Raw genomic sequence first — 16,616 nt, 5'->3', positions numbered from 1 at the left:
TTCGCGAGCACGCCCGCTCCCACCGTTGACCGCGTTTTGTCTGAAGCAGTGCAGTCGAAGGTGGGAGCGGGCTTGCTCGCGAGGGTGGTCCAAGCAGCTACACCGCCTCCCGGTAAGGATTACGCGGGTCCTGGGTCCAATTCAAAAACGGTTTACCCGTCTCTATCGGCACCATCTCAATGCAATCGGCCACCGGGCAGGTGATCTGGCACAAATTGCAGCCTACGCACTCATCGTCAATGACTTCGTATTTGTGCGTGCCATCCGCCTGTTTCAAGCTGGCGATGGCCTGGTGCGACGTGTCCTCACAGGCAATATGGCAACGTCCGCAGCCAATGCACGCGGCCTGGTCAATCTTCGCAATCACCTGGTAGTTGATGTCCAGGTACTTCCAGTCCGTGGTATTGCCCACCGCCCGCCCGGAAAATTCCTGCAAGCTTTTGTAGCCCTGGCTGTCCATCCACCGCGACAGGCCATCCTTCATCTCCTCGACAATTCGAAACCCATGCAGCATCGCCGCCGTGCACACCTGCACTGCGCCGCACCCCAGGGCGACGAATTCCGCCGCGTCACGCCAGTTGCCGATGCCGCCAATCCCGCAGATAGGCAGGCCCTGGGTCTGTGGGTCACGAGCGATTTCCGCGACCATGTTCAAGGCGATCGGCTTCACCGCCGAGCCGCAATAACCGCCATGGGTACTTTGGCTGCCGACCGTGGGCAGGGCGACCATGCGCTCAAGGTCGACACTGGTGATGGAGTTGATGGTGTTGATCAACGACACCGCATCCGCGCCCCCGCGATACGCCGCGCGCGCCGCCACGCGAATGTCGGTGATATTCGGCGTGAGCTTGACGATCACCGGCAGCGAGCAATACGTCTTGCACCAACGCGTCACCTGTTCCACATACTCCGGCACTTGGCCGACCGCCGCGCCCATGCCGCGTTCGGGCATGCCATGGGGGCAGCCGAAGTTGAGCTCAATGCCGTCGCAGCCGGTGGCCTCCACCAACGGCAGGATAGCTTTCCAGGATTCTTCAACGCAGGGCACCATCAACGACACGATCAGGGCGCGGTCGGGCCAGTCCTTTTTGACCTGGGTGATTTCCCGCAGGTTGATCTCCAGTGAGCGGTCGGTGATCAGCTCGATATTGTTGATGCCCAGCACTTCACGGTTGGTGCCGTAGTGCGCCGAGTAGCGCGACGACACGTTGACCGCCGCCGGGTCTTCACCGAGGGTTTTCCACACCACGCCGCCCCAGCCCGCTTCGAACGCGCGGACCACGTTGTAGGCCTTGTCGGTGGGCGGCGCGGAGGCCAGCCAGAACGGGTTGGGGGCTTTGATACCGGCGAACACAATCGAGAGATCGGCCATTACGCAGCCTCCACATTCAGCATGAGTTGGGCGTGCATGGCTTCGGCGGCCAGCTTGCCGTGTTGCACTGCTTGTACCGTGAGGTCCTGGCCGAGGCTGACGCAATCGCCGCCGGCGTATACCCCGGGAATGCTGGTGCGCAGGTGTTCGTCGACGAAGATTCTTTCGCCCACGCGGTGCAGTTGCTGGGCCAGTGGATCGTGCAGTGCGGCGTTATCGAAACCTTGCCCGATGGCTTTGAAGATCGCGTCGGCGGCCAGCTCGAAGGTCTCGCCAGTGGCGTGCAGTCGCCCGTTTTCCATGCGTGTACGGGCGAAACGCATGCCGCGTACGTGGCCCTGATCATCGAGCAAGACCTCTTCGGGCTGGGCCCAGGTCAGCAGCCGTACCTGATTGGCTTTGGCAATGTCCTGTTCATGCTGGGTGGCGCCCATGTCGGCAAGGCCACGGCGGTACACCAGGTTCACGTCGCGCGCACCGAGACGGGCCATTTGCACGGCCATGTCGATGGCGGTATTGCCCGCGCCGAGCACGATACAGCGGTCGGCCAGAGGCAGTTGCGAGAGGTCGTCGGCCTGGCGCAGTTCGCGAATATAGTCGGTGGCGGCAAGCAGTCCGGGGGCGTCCTCGTGGGGTAAACCGAGCTGTTTGCTGGCGGCAAGGCCCAGGCCAAGGAATACTGAATCGAATTGCTGGTGCAGTTCGCTCAAGGTGAGGTTGTCGCCCAGGCGCTGACCGTGGCGGATCTCGATGCCGCCGATCTGCAAGAGGAACTCCAGCTCCTTCTGGGCGAAGTCATCGACCAGTTTGTATTTGGCGATCCCGTATTCATTCAGGCCACCGGCCTTCTCGCGCGCTTCGAATATCACCACGTCGTGACCGTGCAAAGCGGCGCGATGGGCACAGGCCAAACCCGCTGGTCCGGCGCCGACCACGGCGATGCGTTTGCCGGTCGGCGCAGCGCGTTGGAACGGGTGTTCGCTGAAGTGCGCATTGTCGATGGCGTAACGTTGCAGCAGGCCGATCAACACCGGCGCGCATTCTTCGGCGTTGTTACGCACGCAGGCTTGCTGGCACAGGATTTCGGTGGGGCAAACACGTGCGCAACTGCCGCCGAGGATATTCGCCGAGAGGATTTTCTGCGCCGCGCCTTGCACGTTTTCGGTGTGGATATTGCGGATGAACGACGGGATGTCGATCTCGCTGGGGCACGCATTCACGCACGGCGCGTCGTAGCAATACAGGCAGCGCGAGGCTTCCAGTTGGGCCTGGCGGGCGTTGAGCGGCGGCGCCAGGTCGGTGAAGTGGCTGGCGAGTGTCGCCCCATCTTCATGGGGATGGGGGAGGTGGGTCAGGGTCTGGATCACGGTTTTGGCCTCAGGGTTTCTTTTGGATTGCCTCTAGCGGGCATCTTTGTTGCCTGTGCTGGCGCCGATTGGCGGTATCAGCGTTTCACGGCAGTGGGCCTGGAATGCTCCGCCCGCTTGCTCAACTGCTCAAACACCGATGGGTACGCGGGGCGTTCAACATATCGCCCGGCACCGCGTTCGGCGCGCAGGTCGCCATCGGCCCAGACCAGCTTGCCCTGGCTGATGGTGTGGCTCGGCACGCCGCGCACGGTCTTGCCTTCGAAGATGTTGAAGTCGACTTTCTGGTGGTGGGTCTTGGCCGAAATCGTGCGCGTGCCCTCGGGATCCCACAGCACCAGGTCTGCATCGGCGCCCACGCGGATCGCGCCTTTGCGCGGGTACAGATTGAAGATCTTCGCGGTATTGGTCGACGTCAGCGCAACGAACTCCTGCATCGACAACCGCCCGGTGTTCACGCCTTCGTGCCACAGCAGCGCCATGCGGTCTTCGATACCGGCGGTGCCGTTGGGGATCTTGCTGAAGTCATCACGCCCTGCGGCTTTTTGCTCAGCGCAAAAGCAGCAGTGGTCGGTGGCGGTGGTGTGCAGGTTGCCCGATTGCAGGCCGTGCCACAGCGCTTCCTGGTGCCCGCGCGGGCGGAACGGCGGGCTCATCACATAACCGGCAGCGGTGTGCCAGTCGGGGTGCTGGTAGACACTGTCGTCCAGCAGCAAGTGGCCGGCCAGCACTTCGCCGTACACCGGCTGGCCCTTGCCACGGGCATAGGTGATTTCGTCCAGGGCTTCCTTGGTTGACACGTGCACCAAGTACAGCGGCGTACCAATTGTCTCGGCGATGCGGATCGCACGGCTGGCCGCCTCACCTTCCACCTGCGACGGGCGCGACAGCGGATGCGCTTCCGGCCCGGTGATGCCCTGGGCCATCAACTTGCGTTGCAGGTGATACACCAGTTCGCCGTTTTCCGCATGCACGGTGGGCACTGCGCCCAACTCCAGGCAGCGTTCGAAGCTGGCGACCAGCGTGTCGTCAGCCGCCATGATCGCGTTCTTGTATGCCATGAAATGCTTGAAGCTGTTGATGCCGTGGTGGCTGACCAGCTCGGCCATCTCCTCACGCACTTGTTCGCTCCACCAGGTGATCGCCACGTGAAAGCCGTAGTCGGAGGCGGACTTTTCTGCCCAGCCGCGCCACTGGTGAAAGGCTTCCATCAAGGACTGCTGCGGGTTGGGAATCACAAAGTCGATGATCGACGTCGTGCCCCCGGCAAGGCCTGCTGCGGTGCCGCTGAAAAAGTCTTCACTGGCAACGGTGCCCATGAAGGGCAATTGCATATGGGTGTGCGGGTCGATGCCGCCGGGCATCAGGTATTGGCCGCTGCCGTCGAGCACTTCAGTGCCGGCGGGAACATCCAGACCTGTGCCAATCGCGCGAATTAGACCGCCTGCGCATAAAACATCGGCGCGGTAACGTTCATCATGGGTAATAACGGTGGCGCCACGGATCAACAGCGACATGTCGAGTTCCTCACAGGCTTGACCGGCTGGTGCCAGTTCTAAGTGTTGTAGTGCTGCGTGCCGATGGCTATTCAAAACCTGTCATCGGTGACAGGAATAGAAACTAGCCCGAGTTTTTATAATGAGCAAGAAGATTTTTTATAAGCATATAACGTGTTTAAAGTATTGATTATTAAGGATAAAAAACAAATATCACCAAAATGTAGCGACCTCTCACCATTTTGACGCACTTGACAGGTTATCAATTTGAGCAACATTTCTTATTGCAAATCAGACGCTTGAGAGATGCCTCTTGACGGGGGCGGGAAATAAAAATAATTGTGTTGCACCAGATTGAGTCCCGCGGCGTCGGACAACTTCCGCGTTAGTTAGCCTGAGTGGCGCGGACAGTACCGAGGGGCCAATCGGATAAAGAAATAAAGCTGATAAACATCAGCAGGTTATATAAGCGGTGCGGGTTAACTGGCGGTTGTCGGCACGGTTATTGAGTGCAGTGGCGGCTGGCCGGTCCCGTGATGTCATGTTGTTTACGAGGTACTCCGGCCACCCCGCACTCAGCGTGGGGGTGAGCAACAATAATTCGAAAAAACCGTGGAGCGGCCATGCAACAGAACAGATCGCAAGTCATTGAGCGCAACGGCCTGTACGAACTCGACGCCGGCCCCGACGTCCTCGACAGCCCTCGCTACAACCACGACATGGCACCGACCAAGGTGCACGAACGCACCTGGAACAAATGGCACATCACCGCGCTGTGGGTCGGCATGTCGATCTGCGTGCCCACCTACACCCTCGGCGGGGTATTGACCGCGTACTTCGGTTTGTCGGTGGGCGAGGCGTTGATGGCGATCCTGCTGGCCAATATCGTGGTGCTGATTCCGCTCACCCTTAACGCGTTTCCCGGCACCAAGTACGGCATTCCGTTTCCGGTATTGCTGCGTTCTTCCTTTGGCATTCTCGGTTCCAACGTGCCGTGTTTGATTCGGGCGCTAGTGGCGTGTGGCTGGTTTGGCATCCAGACGATGTTTGGCGGGTTGGCGATTCACCTGTTTCTGGGCTCGATTTTCGAGGGTTGGAAAGCCCTTGGCGGCACCGGTGAAGTGATCGGCTTCATGATTTTCTGGACCTTGAATTTGTGGGTGGTGCTGCGCGGCGCCGAGTCGATCAAGCGCCTGGAAACCCTGTCGGCGCCGTTGTTGGTGGCGGTGGGGATTGGCCTGCTGGTGTGGGCAATGCCGAATGTATCGCTCAGCGAGCTGATGGCGATTCCCCCCAAACGGCCTGAAGGCGCGAGTCTGACCGGTTACTTCATGGCGGGGCTTACTGCGATGGTGGGCTTCTGGGCCACCTTGTCGCTGAATATTCCCGACTTCAGCCGCTACGCCAAAAGCCAGAAAGACCAGATTCTCGGGCAGATTTTCGGGCTGCCGCTGACCATGTTCCTGTTCGCCGCGCTCGGCGTGATCATGACTGCCGCGTCGGTGAAACTGGTGGGCGTCAGCGTCTCTGATCCGGTGACCCTGATCGGGCATATCCAGAGCCCGGTGTGGGTGGCCATTGCCATGCTGCTGATCATCATCGCCACCTTGTCCACCAACACCGCAGCCAACATCGTCTCGCCCACCAACGACTTCCAGAACATCGCGCCCAAGCTGATCAATCGCACCACGGCGGTCATCCTCACCGGCCTGGTTGGTTTGGTGTTGATGGGGCATGAGTTGCTGAAAAAACTCGGGCTGATCGTTTCGGATGTGAGCCTGGAAACGGTCTATTCCAACTGGTTGCTGGGTTACTCAAGCCTGTTGGGGCCGATTGCCGGGATCATGGTGGTGGACTACTTCATCACACGCAAACAGCAGTTGGACCTGGCCGGCCTGTACCGCGATGACGTTTATCCTGCGTGGAACTGGAGTGGCTTTGTCGCCTTCGGCGTGCCGGTGGTGCTGACCCTGTTGTCGCTGGGCAGTGATGCCTTCAGCTGGTTCTACAGCTACGGCTGGTTCACCGGTTCGGCGTTGGGCGGCTTGCTGTATTACGGCCTGAATGCCAAGCGCAGAGCCAGCCCGTTGGCGCTGAAAACGCCGTTATAAAAGATTGAAAGGCAAGCCAAATGTGGGCGCGGGCGTGCTCGCGAAAGCGTTGAGTCAGTCAGCGCATCAGTCGCTGACAGACTGCATTCGCGAGCACGCCCGCTCCCACATGGATGACCTCATTCCAGTGCTGGAATCGAGTCAACTCATAACAAATGTAGCCTGAGGAGATCCCCATGAACGCTGCCCTGGACGTTCTGCAATCCACCCATCAGCACATCAACCGCGACCGCTTGTGGCAATCCCTGATGGACCTGGCCAAGCTCGGCGCAACGCCCAAGGGCGGCGTATGCCGCCTGGCCCTCACTGACCTTGACCGCAAGGCTCGCGATCTTTTTGTGCAGTGGTGTGAGGCGGCGGGTTGCAGCGTGACCGTCGACGGCATCGGCAACATCTTCGCGCGCCGCCCGGGACGCAATCCCAACCTGCCACCGGTGATGACCGGCAGCCATATCGACACTCAGCCCACGGGCGGTAAATTCGACGGGTGCTTCGGCGTGCTGGCGGGTGTCGAGGTGCTGCGCACCCTCAATGACCTCAACATCGAAACCGAAGCGCCGCTGGAAGTGGTGGTGTGGACCAACGAGGAAGGCTCGCGCTTCCCGCCGTGCATGATGGGTTCCGGGGTGTTTGCCGAGAAATTCACCCTGGCCGATACCCTGGCCAAAGTCGACGTGGACGGAGTCAGCGTCGGCGATGCATTGAATGCGATTGGCTATGCGGGCACGCGGCCAGAGAGCGGGCACAAGGTCGGCGCGTATTTCGAGGCCCATATCGAACAAGGCCCGATTCTTGAGGATGAGAAGAAAACCATCGGCGTGGTGCTGGGAGCCTTGGGGCAAAAGTGGTTCGACCTGAAGCTGCGCGGCGTTGAAGCCCATGCGGGGCCGACGCCGATGCACCTGCGCAAGGATGCTCTGGTGGGCGCGGCGGCAGTGGTGGCTGCCGTGAATGCGGCGGCGTTGGGGCACCAGCCGCATGCGTGCGGCACCGTGGGTTGTTTGCAGGCCTATCCTGGCTCGCGCAATGTGATCCCGGGTGAAGTGCGCATGACCCTGGACTTTCGTCATCTGGAACCGGCACGCCTGGATTCGATGATTGCCGAAGTGCGCAAGGTGATCGACGACACCTGTGCCAAGCACGGCTTGAGTTTTGAAATGGAACCCACCGCCGACTTCCCGCCGTTGTACTTCGACAAGGGTTGCGTGGACGCTGTGCGTGACGCGGCGAATGGGTTGGGGCTGTCGAACATGGACATCGTCAGCGGGGCAGGGCACGACGCGATCTTCGTCGCCGAACTCGGCCCGGCCGGGATGATCTTTGTGCCCTGTGAAGGCGGCATCAGCCATAACGAAATCGAAAACGCCGCGCCGGACGATCTGGCAGCCGGGTGTGCGGTGTTGTTAAGGGCAATGCTGGCCGCTTCGGCAGCAATCGCCAGCGGCAAACTGGCCGCCTGAAATGCCGTAGGAACATGTGGGAGGGGGCTTGCTCCCGATAGCGGAGTATCAGCTACGGCTGAGCTGACTGACCCACCGCCATCGGGAGCAAGCCCCCTCCCACAGGGGGCAGCGGTTTTCATACAGTGTGTGTTTACCGCAGTATTGATGTGGGAGGGAGCAAGTCCCTCCCCATTTATCAGGCGCCGGGTTGCCAGCCGCCGCCGAGCGCGGTGACTAATCCCACACTTGCCTGCAATTGCCGCGTCTGCACCGCCTGCAATGTGCGTTGCGCCTGCAACGCCGCCGTCTGCGCGGTTACCACGTCCAGGTAGCTGACGGCTCCCGCCTGATAGCTGTTCATCGCCAATGACTGTGTGTGCTGCGCGGCATCTGCCGCTGCTTGCTCATCCTGGGCCTCCTGCTGCAAGTCGCGCAGTTGCGCGAGGTTGTCTTCCACCTCACGCACGGCTTTCAGTACATGACTGCGGTACTGCGCCGCAGCCTCTTCAAACTCGGCCTTGGCCTGTCGCTCGTTGGCACTCAAGCGTCCACCGTCAAAGATCGGCAAATTAACCAGCGGCCCCAGCGCCCAATAGCGATTACCGGCGGACAGCAAATTACCGATCCCTTGTGTCTGGCCGCCGATCAACCCGGTCAAACTGAAATCCGGGTACCACGCCGCTTTCGCCACGCCGATATTCGCGTTGGCTGCGAACACCCGGCGTTCCGCTGCGGCGATGTCCGGACGACGTTGCAGCAGGTGGCTCGGCAGTTGAGAGGGAATCCCCGGCAACGCGATCAATTGTTGACTCGCCGGCAACCTGAAGTCGCTGGCTGCGACACCCACCAGTTCGCCAATCGCATGCTCGGTCAGGTTGCGCTGGCCACGCACTTCGTCCAGTTGCGCCTTGGCTTCGGCCAGTTGATTTTGCGCGCGGGTCAGGTCCAGCTCCGAGGCAATCTGGCCCTCATAACGACTGCGCGTCAGTTGCAATGCCTGGCTGAAATCATCCAGCGAGCTATTCAGAATCCGGCGCTGCGCATCCAGCCCATTAAGCTGCACATACAGCGTCGCCAATTGATGCTGCAGGCTCAGGCGCGCCACCGCCAGGTCATCCCCGGAGGCTTGCGCCTGGGCATCGCCTGCCGCGACCTGGTTGCGGATTTTGCCCCACAGGTCCAAGTCATAGCTCAACGAAAAGCCCGCCGTATTGCTGTTGTAGACCGACGGCTGGGTATCACCTCGCAGCGGCCGCGAATCGGATTGACGCTGGCGTAACGGCTGTGCGCTGGCGCTAATCTGCGGGAACAACCCGGCATGTAACTGGCTGGCATAGGCCTGGGACGCATCGAAGTGCGCCAGTGCCGCCGCGAGGTCCGGGTTGGCCTTGAGCAGTTGTTGTTGCAGGTCATTGAGGCGCGAATCGTTGTAGAGCTTCCACCATTCGGGCGCCAGTTGATCGGACGGTTGCGCACTGTGCCACGGGCCATCACTGGTCTGTTCGCGGTAGCCGGCCGGCAGGTCGACCGACGGCACCGTATACGTGGGCGCCAGCGAGCAACCCTGCAAGGCCAGCAGCACCAACGCCGCGAGGGGGTTAAGCCTTGGGCGCATGCGCACCTCCGGCGTCGGCGAGTTGCACGGGGTCGCCTTCGCGCAGGGCGTCCGGCGGGTTATCGACGACACGGTCGGCGGGCTTCAGGCCTTGGTCGATCACCAGACGCTCGCCGAGGTCGAGGCCGATGTGGATGTCTTGCAAGTGCACATGGTTGTGCGCATCCAGCACGGCGACCTGGGTGCCTTGGGCGCGGAAGATCAGGGCACTGGCCGGGATGCTCACGCCATGGGTGTCCGCTGGAATCGGCAGGGTGGCTTCAGCGTAATCGCCAGGCAGCAATTCGCCGTTGGGGTTGTCGGCCACGAACTGGGCGAGCAAGGTGCCGGAGCGGCGGTCGATGGCGGTGGAGTCGCCGATCAGGCGCGCCTTGAAGTGCTCGCCGGGGTGCTCGGGCACGGTCAACTCGGCTTCGAGGCCGGGGTGGATGACCGCCGCGTAGTTCTGCGGCACCGGCACGTAGAGGCGCAACTGTTGGGTGTCGGCGATGTTGAACAGCTCGGGATCGCTGTCGGTGTCGGCCTTGATCAACTGGCCAATGTCGGTGTTGCGCGCGGTGATGGTGCCGGCGAACGGTGCGCGGATGGTCTTGTAGCTTTCCAGGGCGGACAGCCGCGCATAGTCGGCCGCCGCCGCCTCGGCGTTGGCTTTGGCCGCGGCGGCGTTGGAGGTTTTTTCATCGGCCTCCTGACGCGACACCGAATGGCTGGCCAACAGGTTTTGCCAGCGCGTGGCGGTGGTTTCGGCCAGGCGCGCGTTGGCCTGTTCCTGCACCAGGCGGGCGTGGGTTTGCGCCAGTTGCTGGTCAAGGTCCGGGCTGTCGATTTCGGCGAGGACTTGCCCGGCTTTGACCTGGGTACCGATGTCGGCTTTCCAGTCTTTCAAGTAGCCGCTGACCCGCGCGTGAATCGGCGCCTTGCTCCAGGCCTCAAGGTGCGCGGGCAGGCGCAAGGTGTCGCCGGCCACGTTCTGTTTCGGTTGGAACACCATCACTTGCGGGATGGCGGCGGTTTCGGTCCAGGCGGTGACCGATTGTTCGTGCATCGTGCGGGCGTGCAGGCCGTTGGCGACCAACAGGGCGGCCAGTGTCAGGCCGCCGACACCCATGAGCATCAGACGCTTGCGCGAGGGGTTGTGATCAGACGACATGTGAAGTTTCTCCAGCAACTGCGCGAGTAGGGTGACGACCGTGGACCAGGCTGAAGACCACGGGAACAAACAACAAAGTGGCGACGGTGGCGAAGATCAAGCCACCGATAACGGCACGGCCAAGCGGGGCGTTCTGCTCCTCGGAAATTGCCAGCGGCAGCATGCCGATGATCATCGCCAGCGCGGTCATGCACACCGGCCTAAAGCGCGTGTAACCGGCTTCCAGGGCGGCCTTCAGTGCATCGCCATGTTCGGCCAGGCGTTCACGACAAAAGCTCACCACCAGGATCGAGTTGGCGGTGGCCACGCCCATGCACAGGATGGCGCCGGTGAGTGCCGGCACCGACAGCGAGGTGCCGCTGAGGAACAGCATCCACACAATCCCTGCCAGCGCCGCCGGCAGTGCCGTGATGATCACGAAGGGGTCGGCCCACGATTGGAAGTTGACCACGATCAGCAGGTAGATCAGCACCACCGCGCCAAGCAAACCAAAGCTCAAACCACTGAACGCTTCATGCAGGGCATCGATCTGCCCGTGCAGGCTGATCACCGCACCTTTGGGGCGCATGGAGGCGGTGTCGTCCAGCACTTTTTGCACGTCGCGGGCCACGCCACCGAGGTCGCGACCTTGCACGTTGGCGTACAGGTCCAGGGTCGGTTCGATGTTGTAGTGGGTCACGACTGCCGGGCTTTGCACGCGCGAGATGGTCGCCACGCCGCCGAGGATTTGTGATTGGCCATTGGCACCGGTCACCGGCAAGGCTTCCAGCGACGGCAGGCTGTCGAGGCGGTATTGCGGGGTGGCGGCGACGATCGAATACGACACGCCGTTGGCCGGGTTGAGCCAGAAGGTCGGCGCGGTTTGCGAGCTGCCGGCGAGGGAGGCGACCATGCTGTTGGTCACGTCACGCTCGGTGATGCCCAGGCCATTGGCGCGCATGCGGTCGACGTTAACTTGCAGCGACGGGTAGCCGGTGGACTGCTGGATACGCAGGTCGGCGATGCCCGGCACGTGTTGCAGGCGCCGCTCAAGCTCCACGGCGTAGGCACGGTTTTCTGCATCGCTGCGCCCGGAGATTTTTACATCCAGCGGCGCGGGTGCACCGAAGTTGAGGATCTGGCTGCTGATATCCGCGGGCAGGAAGGCGAAGTGGCTGCCGGGGAAACTTTCCGGCAAGGCTTCACGCAGTTTTTTTACGTAATCGGCAGTCGGTGCGTGGTGCTTTTTCAGGCTGACTTGAATATCGCCATCCTGCGGGCCGATGGTGCCGCTGCTGCTGTAGGCCATGTCGATGCCGCTGAGCGGAATGCCGATGTTGTCGACGATGGTGTCGAGTTCTTCGGCCGGGATTACTTCGCGAATCCGCGCTTCAATCCGGTCGAAGGCGGCGGCGCTTTCTTCAATCCGCGTGCCCAGCGGCAAACGTACGTGAAGGGCGAGGGCGCCGGCGTCGGTGGCCGGGAAGAAGTCCTGGCCCAGGCTCGGCAGCAGCAGGAACGACGCCAGCACGCAGGCCAGGAAGCCGACGATAAAGCGCTTGCGGGCGCCGAGGGCCAGCGTCAACAGACCGTGGTAGGTATCGCGGATAGTCGAGAAGTGCCGCTCGAACCCTTGCTGGAAATTCAGCACTGCTTGCAGCACACGATTGCGAGGTTTGTTGTGCTGCTCACCCTCGTGGTGGTTGATGAATTGATCTTCCGGGTGATGCCCTGCGCCTTGTTCCGGCATATGTGGCTTGAGCAGGAACATCGCCAGCGTTGGCACCAGGGTGCGCGAAAGGATGAACGAGCTGGCCATGGCGAAGATCACCGCGAGGGCCATCGGCCGGAACAGGTAGCCGGCGATGCCTTGCAGCAGGAACATCGGCACAAATACGATGCAGATGCACAGCAGCGAGACGAACGCCGGACCGACAATTTGCGCGGCGCCGTCGAGGATCGCGGTCTTCACCGCCTTGCCTTGCTCCAGGTGCCAGTTGATGTTTTCGATGGTCACCGTGGCGTCGTCCACCAAAATCCCCACCGCCAACGCCAGCCCGCCGAGGGTCATCACGTTGAGGGTTTGCCCGCTGACGGCCAGCAGTGCGATGGCGGACAGCACCGCCAGGGGAATCGACGCGGCGATGATCAGTGTCGAGCGCCAGCTGCCGAGAAACAGCAGGATCATCGCACTGGTCAGCAGTGCGGCGATGATGCCTTCCTGGGCCACGCTGCCTACCGACTGCTTGACGAACACCGAGGCGTCACCCAACAGCGAAGTCTTCAGCGACGGCGGCAGGGTTTCGTTGATACGCGGCAGCATCTGGCGGATGCCATCGATGATCGACAGGGTCGAGATGCTGCCGTTTTTCAAGGCCGGCATGAGTACTGCGCGGTGACCGTCGACGCGCACGATGTTGGTCTGCGGCGGCGAGCCGTCACGCACGTGGGCCACTTGGCCAATGGTGATGATGGCGCCGTCGACGGTCTTGATCGGCAGGTCGTTCAGCTCGTCAATCGCCTTGGGGCTGTTGTTGAGCAGGATCGTGTATTCGTTGGGGCCGAGCTTGGCGGTGCCCACCGGGATGATCTGGTTTTGCAGTGCCAGGGCATTGCCTACGTCCTGCGCCGACAAACCTTTGGCGGCCAGCGCCTGCGGGTCAAGGTCGAGGGTGATCTGGCGTTGCTTGCCGCCCATTGGCGTCGGCATGGCCAGGCCGGGCAGGGCACTCAACGGCAGCCGGATATTGTTCTGCACCAGGTCGCGGATCTTGGCTTCCGAGAGGCTGGGGCTGGAGAACGCCATTTGCAGGATCGGCACCGTGGAGGCGCTGTAGTTAAGGATCAACGGCGGCGTGATGCCCGGTGGCATCTGCTTGAGCACGGTTTGTGAAACCGCCGTCACTTGGGCGTTGGCGGTGCGGATGTCCACGCCGGGTTGGAAGAAGATTTTCACGATGCCCATGCCGGGCAGCGATTGCGATTCGATGTGTTCGATGTCGTTAACGGTGGTGCTCAGTGAACGTTCGTAGGTGTAGATCACCCGACCGGCCATGGCGTCCGGTGACAGGCCGTTGTACTGCCAGACGACGGCGACGACGGGTATGCCGATATCGGGGAACACATCCGTAGGGGTTCGCAGGGCCGCCATCGGCCCGATGATGCAGATGAATATGGCCAACACGATGAACGTGTACGGCTTTTGCAGTGCGGTCTTTACCAGCCCGAGCATGCGTGAACCTCCGAAGGAGCAGGATTGCAAACCCCGGCAGTCTTGCCCGACCCACCTAACACGCACCTTTCAGCCAGGTGAAGGAACATTTAGTTAAGCGCTGAAGATCGTTTCATATGTATTCATTTGTTCTACAAAGGGTGGGTCTCCAAGCTTGTCCCCCATCGGACTCGACACCTTTCAGATCCGGACAACGTTCTTTTTTGGAGCCCTGCCATGACATTTAAAGCACTCAAACCCCTGTTGTTGATTCCCGCCCTCGGCGCTGTTCTGTTGTTGTCGGCGTGTGCCGGCCCGCTGCCCAAGGCTGACCCGAGCGAAGCGTGGATAGGATTGACAGAAGAGGCCCCGAACGACCTGATGGCCGAGCGCGTCGACGGCAAGCGCGTGGATGACGGCCGCTACTTTGAAGTGACCCCGGGCGACCACCGTCTGGACGTGACGTTATTTGAAGAAGAGGCGGGCGACGACAACCAGCAAGACTGCCAGGGCCGGGTCGAGTACAAGCACTTCAAGGCGGGGGAACACTACACGTTGGCGGAATCGAGCCTGGGCACCACCGTACGTGCCGTCCTCAAGGACGGTCACGGCAAGGAAGTCGCGGCGACTCAAGACTTCAATTGCATGCCAGGCTAAGCGTGGTGCGCCGCCGCCTTGTGGGGCTTGGCCGGTGCAGCAGGTCTGACGTGGGGGTGATGATGCCGGCGGGTCACGCGCATCACGCCCCACAACATGGCGCTGGCGACCGCCAGCCAACCGCAGATCAACAGGAAAATCGTCGTTGCAAGGCTCATTCTGGCCTCCTTTCGCCCCGCTGGGGGCACACACAGTCTTCTCAATGGACAGTCTAGCTACCTGGCGGTTGCGTGCTATTGACCAATGGTCGAGTCCATCCAACTTGTTTGCTATATCCGCGCCTCCTCTCTGTTACCTAAACGCGATTGGGCTATGATCAGGGCCCTCACCGGCCGTTGATCAAGCGAGTCAAAAATTGCGGTTACGTTCGAACATTAAAACTTCTTTGCTGCTGGCATGCGCCCTCGGGCTTGCCGCCTGTTCCGGTCACCCCTCGAAACTGGCGGGCTTGCCGGAGCGTGTCGAACTCACCGGGGTGCCGGCCTTTCGCAGTGAGGCTTACCTGAGTGGTCCATCGGCTTTAGCCAGCATGCTGTCGCAACAAGGCATTGTGATGACACCCGGCTTGCTGGATAAACCGCTGCACCTGCCCGGCGCTGAAGCTGATCTTGAGCGCAACATGCAGGTCCTTGCGCGTGAATACGGGCTGATGGTGTACCCGCTGGATAGCCGGCTCACGGCGGTACTGGAACAGGTGGCCGCGGGGTATCCGGTGATGGCGCGGATCGACTCAAGCTTCTGGTCCGGCGCGCGGTACGTCGTGGTGGTGGGGTTCAATCAGCAGAAGAGCACCGTGCTGCTGCGCTCGGGCAAGGAACGACGTTTGTTGATGAGCTTCAGCGATTTTGAGTCGGCGTGGAAGAGTGCCGGTCACTGGGGCATCCTGACCCAGCGTCCGAGCCAGTTGCCGGCAAATGTAGATGCGCAGCGCTGGCGGGAGGCGGCTAACGCGACCGCACAAGCCGGCCAGGAGCAGTCAGCGGCGCAGGCACTCAAGGTGCTGGCAGAAAGGAAATAACCTACCCAGGGTTCAACAATACGGGAGGCTGGCTTGCCCGCGATACCGGCAAGCCAGCCTTCCATCTTCGAACGGCGTTGCTCAGCGACGTACTTCAGCCGCGTTCGGGCGATTCTTCAGGTTCTTGTCGGCCTTGTAGCGCAACGCGACGTCCGGCACCGAACCACTTTTGCCGGTCTCAACCCAATTGCGGATACGCGTGGCATCGGCGAAGTGGGTGAACTTGCCGAAGGCATCAAGAATGACCAGCGACACCGGGCGGTTACCCATGCTGGTGACCAGGACCAGGCAGTGGCCGGCCTGGTTGGTGAAACCGGTCTTGGTCAGTTTGATATCCCATTTGGCACGGTTGATCAGGTGGTCGGTGTTGGAGAAACCCAAGGTGTAGTTGGGTTTACGGAACGACACGGTCTTTTCTTTGGTCGTGCTCAGTTGGCTGAGCAGCGGGTATTTGCGTGCGGCGGCCAACAGCTTGCTCAGGTCACGGGCGGTGGACACGTTGTGAATCGACAGGCCGGTAGGCTCGACGTAGTGTGTGCTGGTCATGCCCAGCGCCTTGGCTTTGGCGTTCATGGCGGCGATGAAGGCCGGGTAGCCGCCAGGGTAGTGGTGCGCCAGGCTCGCGGCAGCGCGGTTTTCGGAGGACATCAGGGCGATCAGCAGCATTTCCTTGCGGGGCATTTCGCTACCGATTTTCACTCGGGAGAACACGCCTTTCATTTCCGGCGTGTCCTTGATGTTGATGTCGATGTATTCATCCATGTTTTGCTTGGCTTCCAGCACGATCAGGCCGGTCATCAGCTTGCTCACGGAAGCGATCGGCACCACCACATCGGGGTTGCTGGAATAGATGACTTTGTTGGTTTGCAGGTCGACCAGCATGGCGCTGCCGGAAGCGATTTGCAGTTTGGAGGTATCACGCGGAGCCAGAGTGGTTTCGGCTGCGTGCGCGAAGGTGCCTGTAAATGCGAAAAATAGGCTGACAATAGAGAGACGAATTTTCACGCGGATGAACTCGCTAAAAAGTAAGGAAATACCGTTTGGAAACGGGTTTTATGACAAATGCCGTTACATTTTAGGAGTATGGATCAGAAACTGTCGAATGTTCTTCGAGAACCAGACGAAAGTGCTTAAAAACTAACAAAAAACGGGTTTTATCCGCGCATTAAAAAGCCCTGCTATAAGGCAGGGCTTTTTC

At 61.0% G+C, this 16,616-nt stretch carries 12 protein-coding genes; 4 read left to right on the top strand and 8 right to left on the bottom strand.

The features are described from left to right. Nucleotides 1-97: 97 nt before the first annotated feature. The 3 genes from preA to hydA all read right to left on the bottom strand — a co-directional run bounded on the left by preA (nt 98) and on the right by hydA (nt 4,256). Nucleotides 98-1,372: an NAD-dependent dihydropyrimidine dehydrogenase subunit PreA gene (gene preA / locus A7D21_RS11680; protein WP_069551756.1), complete on the bottom strand. Its 1,275-nt coding sequence runs from the start codon at nt 1,370-1,372 to the stop codon at nt 98-100. Then, nucleotides 1,372-2,739, bottom strand: coding sequence for an NAD(P)-dependent oxidoreductase (locus tag A7D21_RS11675; protein WP_053256963.1), 1,368 nt, complete (start codon nt 2,737-2,739; stop codon nt 1,372-1,374). Before A7D21_RS11675 ends, preA begins: the two co-directional genes overlap by 1 nt. A 77-nt stretch (nt 2,740-2,816) precedes the next feature. After that, a complete protein-coding gene (hydA, locus tag A7D21_RS11670) occupies nt 2,817-4,256 on the bottom strand; it encodes a dihydropyrimidinase (RefSeq protein WP_053256962.1) in 1,440 nt (479 codons plus the stop codon). Between the two features lie 602 nt (nt 4,257-4,858). Here hydA and A7D21_RS11665 point away from each other — a divergent pair. Both A7D21_RS11665 and A7D21_RS11660 read left to right on the top strand, forming a co-directional pair. Further along, complete coding sequence (locus A7D21_RS11665; RefSeq protein ID WP_069551755.1) at nt 4,859-6,346, top strand: NCS1 family nucleobase:cation symporter-1; 1,488 nt, start codon at nt 4,859-4,861, stop codon at nt 6,344-6,346. 176 nt (nt 6,347-6,522) lie between these two features. Continuing rightward, nucleotides 6,523-7,806 (top strand): Zn-dependent hydrolase, encoded by a 1,284-nt coding sequence (locus A7D21_RS11660; RefSeq protein ID WP_053256960.1) that lies wholly within the window; start codon nt 6,523-6,525, stop codon nt 7,804-7,806. A 178-nt stretch (nt 7,807-7,984) separates the two neighbouring features. Here A7D21_RS11660 and A7D21_RS11655 read toward each other — a convergent pair whose 3' ends face one another. Genes A7D21_RS11655 through A7D21_RS11645 form a run of 3 tightly spaced genes read right to left on the bottom strand, consistent with a single transcriptional unit; the run spans nt 7,985 to nt 13,764 of the window. Beyond that, nucleotides 7,985-9,403, bottom strand: coding sequence for an efflux transporter outer membrane subunit (locus A7D21_RS11655; protein ID WP_069551754.1), 1,419 nt, complete (start codon nt 9,401-9,403; stop codon nt 7,985-7,987). Continuing rightward, nucleotides 9,387-10,553, bottom strand: coding sequence for an efflux RND transporter periplasmic adaptor subunit (locus A7D21_RS11650; RefSeq protein WP_069551753.1), 1,167 nt, complete (start codon nt 10,551-10,553; stop codon nt 9,387-9,389). Before A7D21_RS11650 ends, A7D21_RS11655 begins: the two co-directional genes overlap by 17 nt. Continuing rightward, nucleotides 10,543-13,764 carry an efflux RND transporter permease subunit gene (locus tag A7D21_RS11645; protein ID WP_069551752.1) on the bottom strand — a complete coding sequence of 1,074 codons (3,222 nt, stop codon included), beginning with the start codon at nt 13,762-13,764 and terminating at the stop codon, nt 10,543-10,545. Before A7D21_RS11645 ends, A7D21_RS11650 begins: the two co-directional genes overlap by 11 nt. A gap of 216 nt (nt 13,765-13,980) precedes the next feature. On the opposite strand from A7D21_RS11645, the gene A7D21_RS11640 reads away from it, so the two are divergent. Then, nucleotides 13,981-14,400, top strand: coding sequence for a hypothetical protein (locus A7D21_RS11640; protein ID WP_053256956.1), 420 nt, complete (start codon nt 13,981-13,983; stop codon nt 14,398-14,400). Here A7D21_RS11640 and A7D21_RS35775 read toward each other — a convergent pair. Then, nucleotides 14,397-14,558: a hypothetical protein gene (locus tag A7D21_RS35775; RefSeq protein ID WP_171902608.1), complete on the bottom strand. Its 162-nt coding sequence runs from the start codon at nt 14,556-14,558 to the stop codon at nt 14,397-14,399. The two genes, A7D21_RS11640 and A7D21_RS35775, sit on opposite strands and share 4 nt — an antisense overlap. 197 nt (nt 14,559-14,755) lie before the next feature. Between A7D21_RS35775 and A7D21_RS11635 the strand changes: the two genes are divergently transcribed. After that, complete coding sequence (locus A7D21_RS11635) at nt 14,756-15,418, top strand: peptidase C39 family protein (RefSeq protein WP_069551751.1); 663 nt, start codon at nt 14,756-14,758, stop codon at nt 15,416-15,418. A gap of 81 nt (nt 15,419-15,499) precedes the next feature. On the opposite strand, the gene pbpG is transcribed toward A7D21_RS11635, so the two are convergent. Further along, complete coding sequence (pbpG, locus tag A7D21_RS11630; protein ID WP_053256954.1) at nt 15,500-16,423, bottom strand: D-alanyl-D-alanine endopeptidase; 924 nt, start codon at nt 16,421-16,423, stop codon at nt 15,500-15,502. Between the last annotated feature and the right edge of the window lie 193 nt (nt 16,424-16,616).

The sequence above is a fragment of the Pseudomonas sp. AP19 genome, from assembly GCF_001728855.1.
GTDB classification, from domain to species: domain Bacteria; phylum Pseudomonadota; class Gammaproteobacteria; order Pseudomonadales; family Pseudomonadaceae; genus Aquipseudomonas; species Aquipseudomonas fluorescens.
The sequence above is the reverse complement of the archived record's forward strand: the minus strand, read 5'-3'. Positions and strand labels throughout refer to the sequence as shown.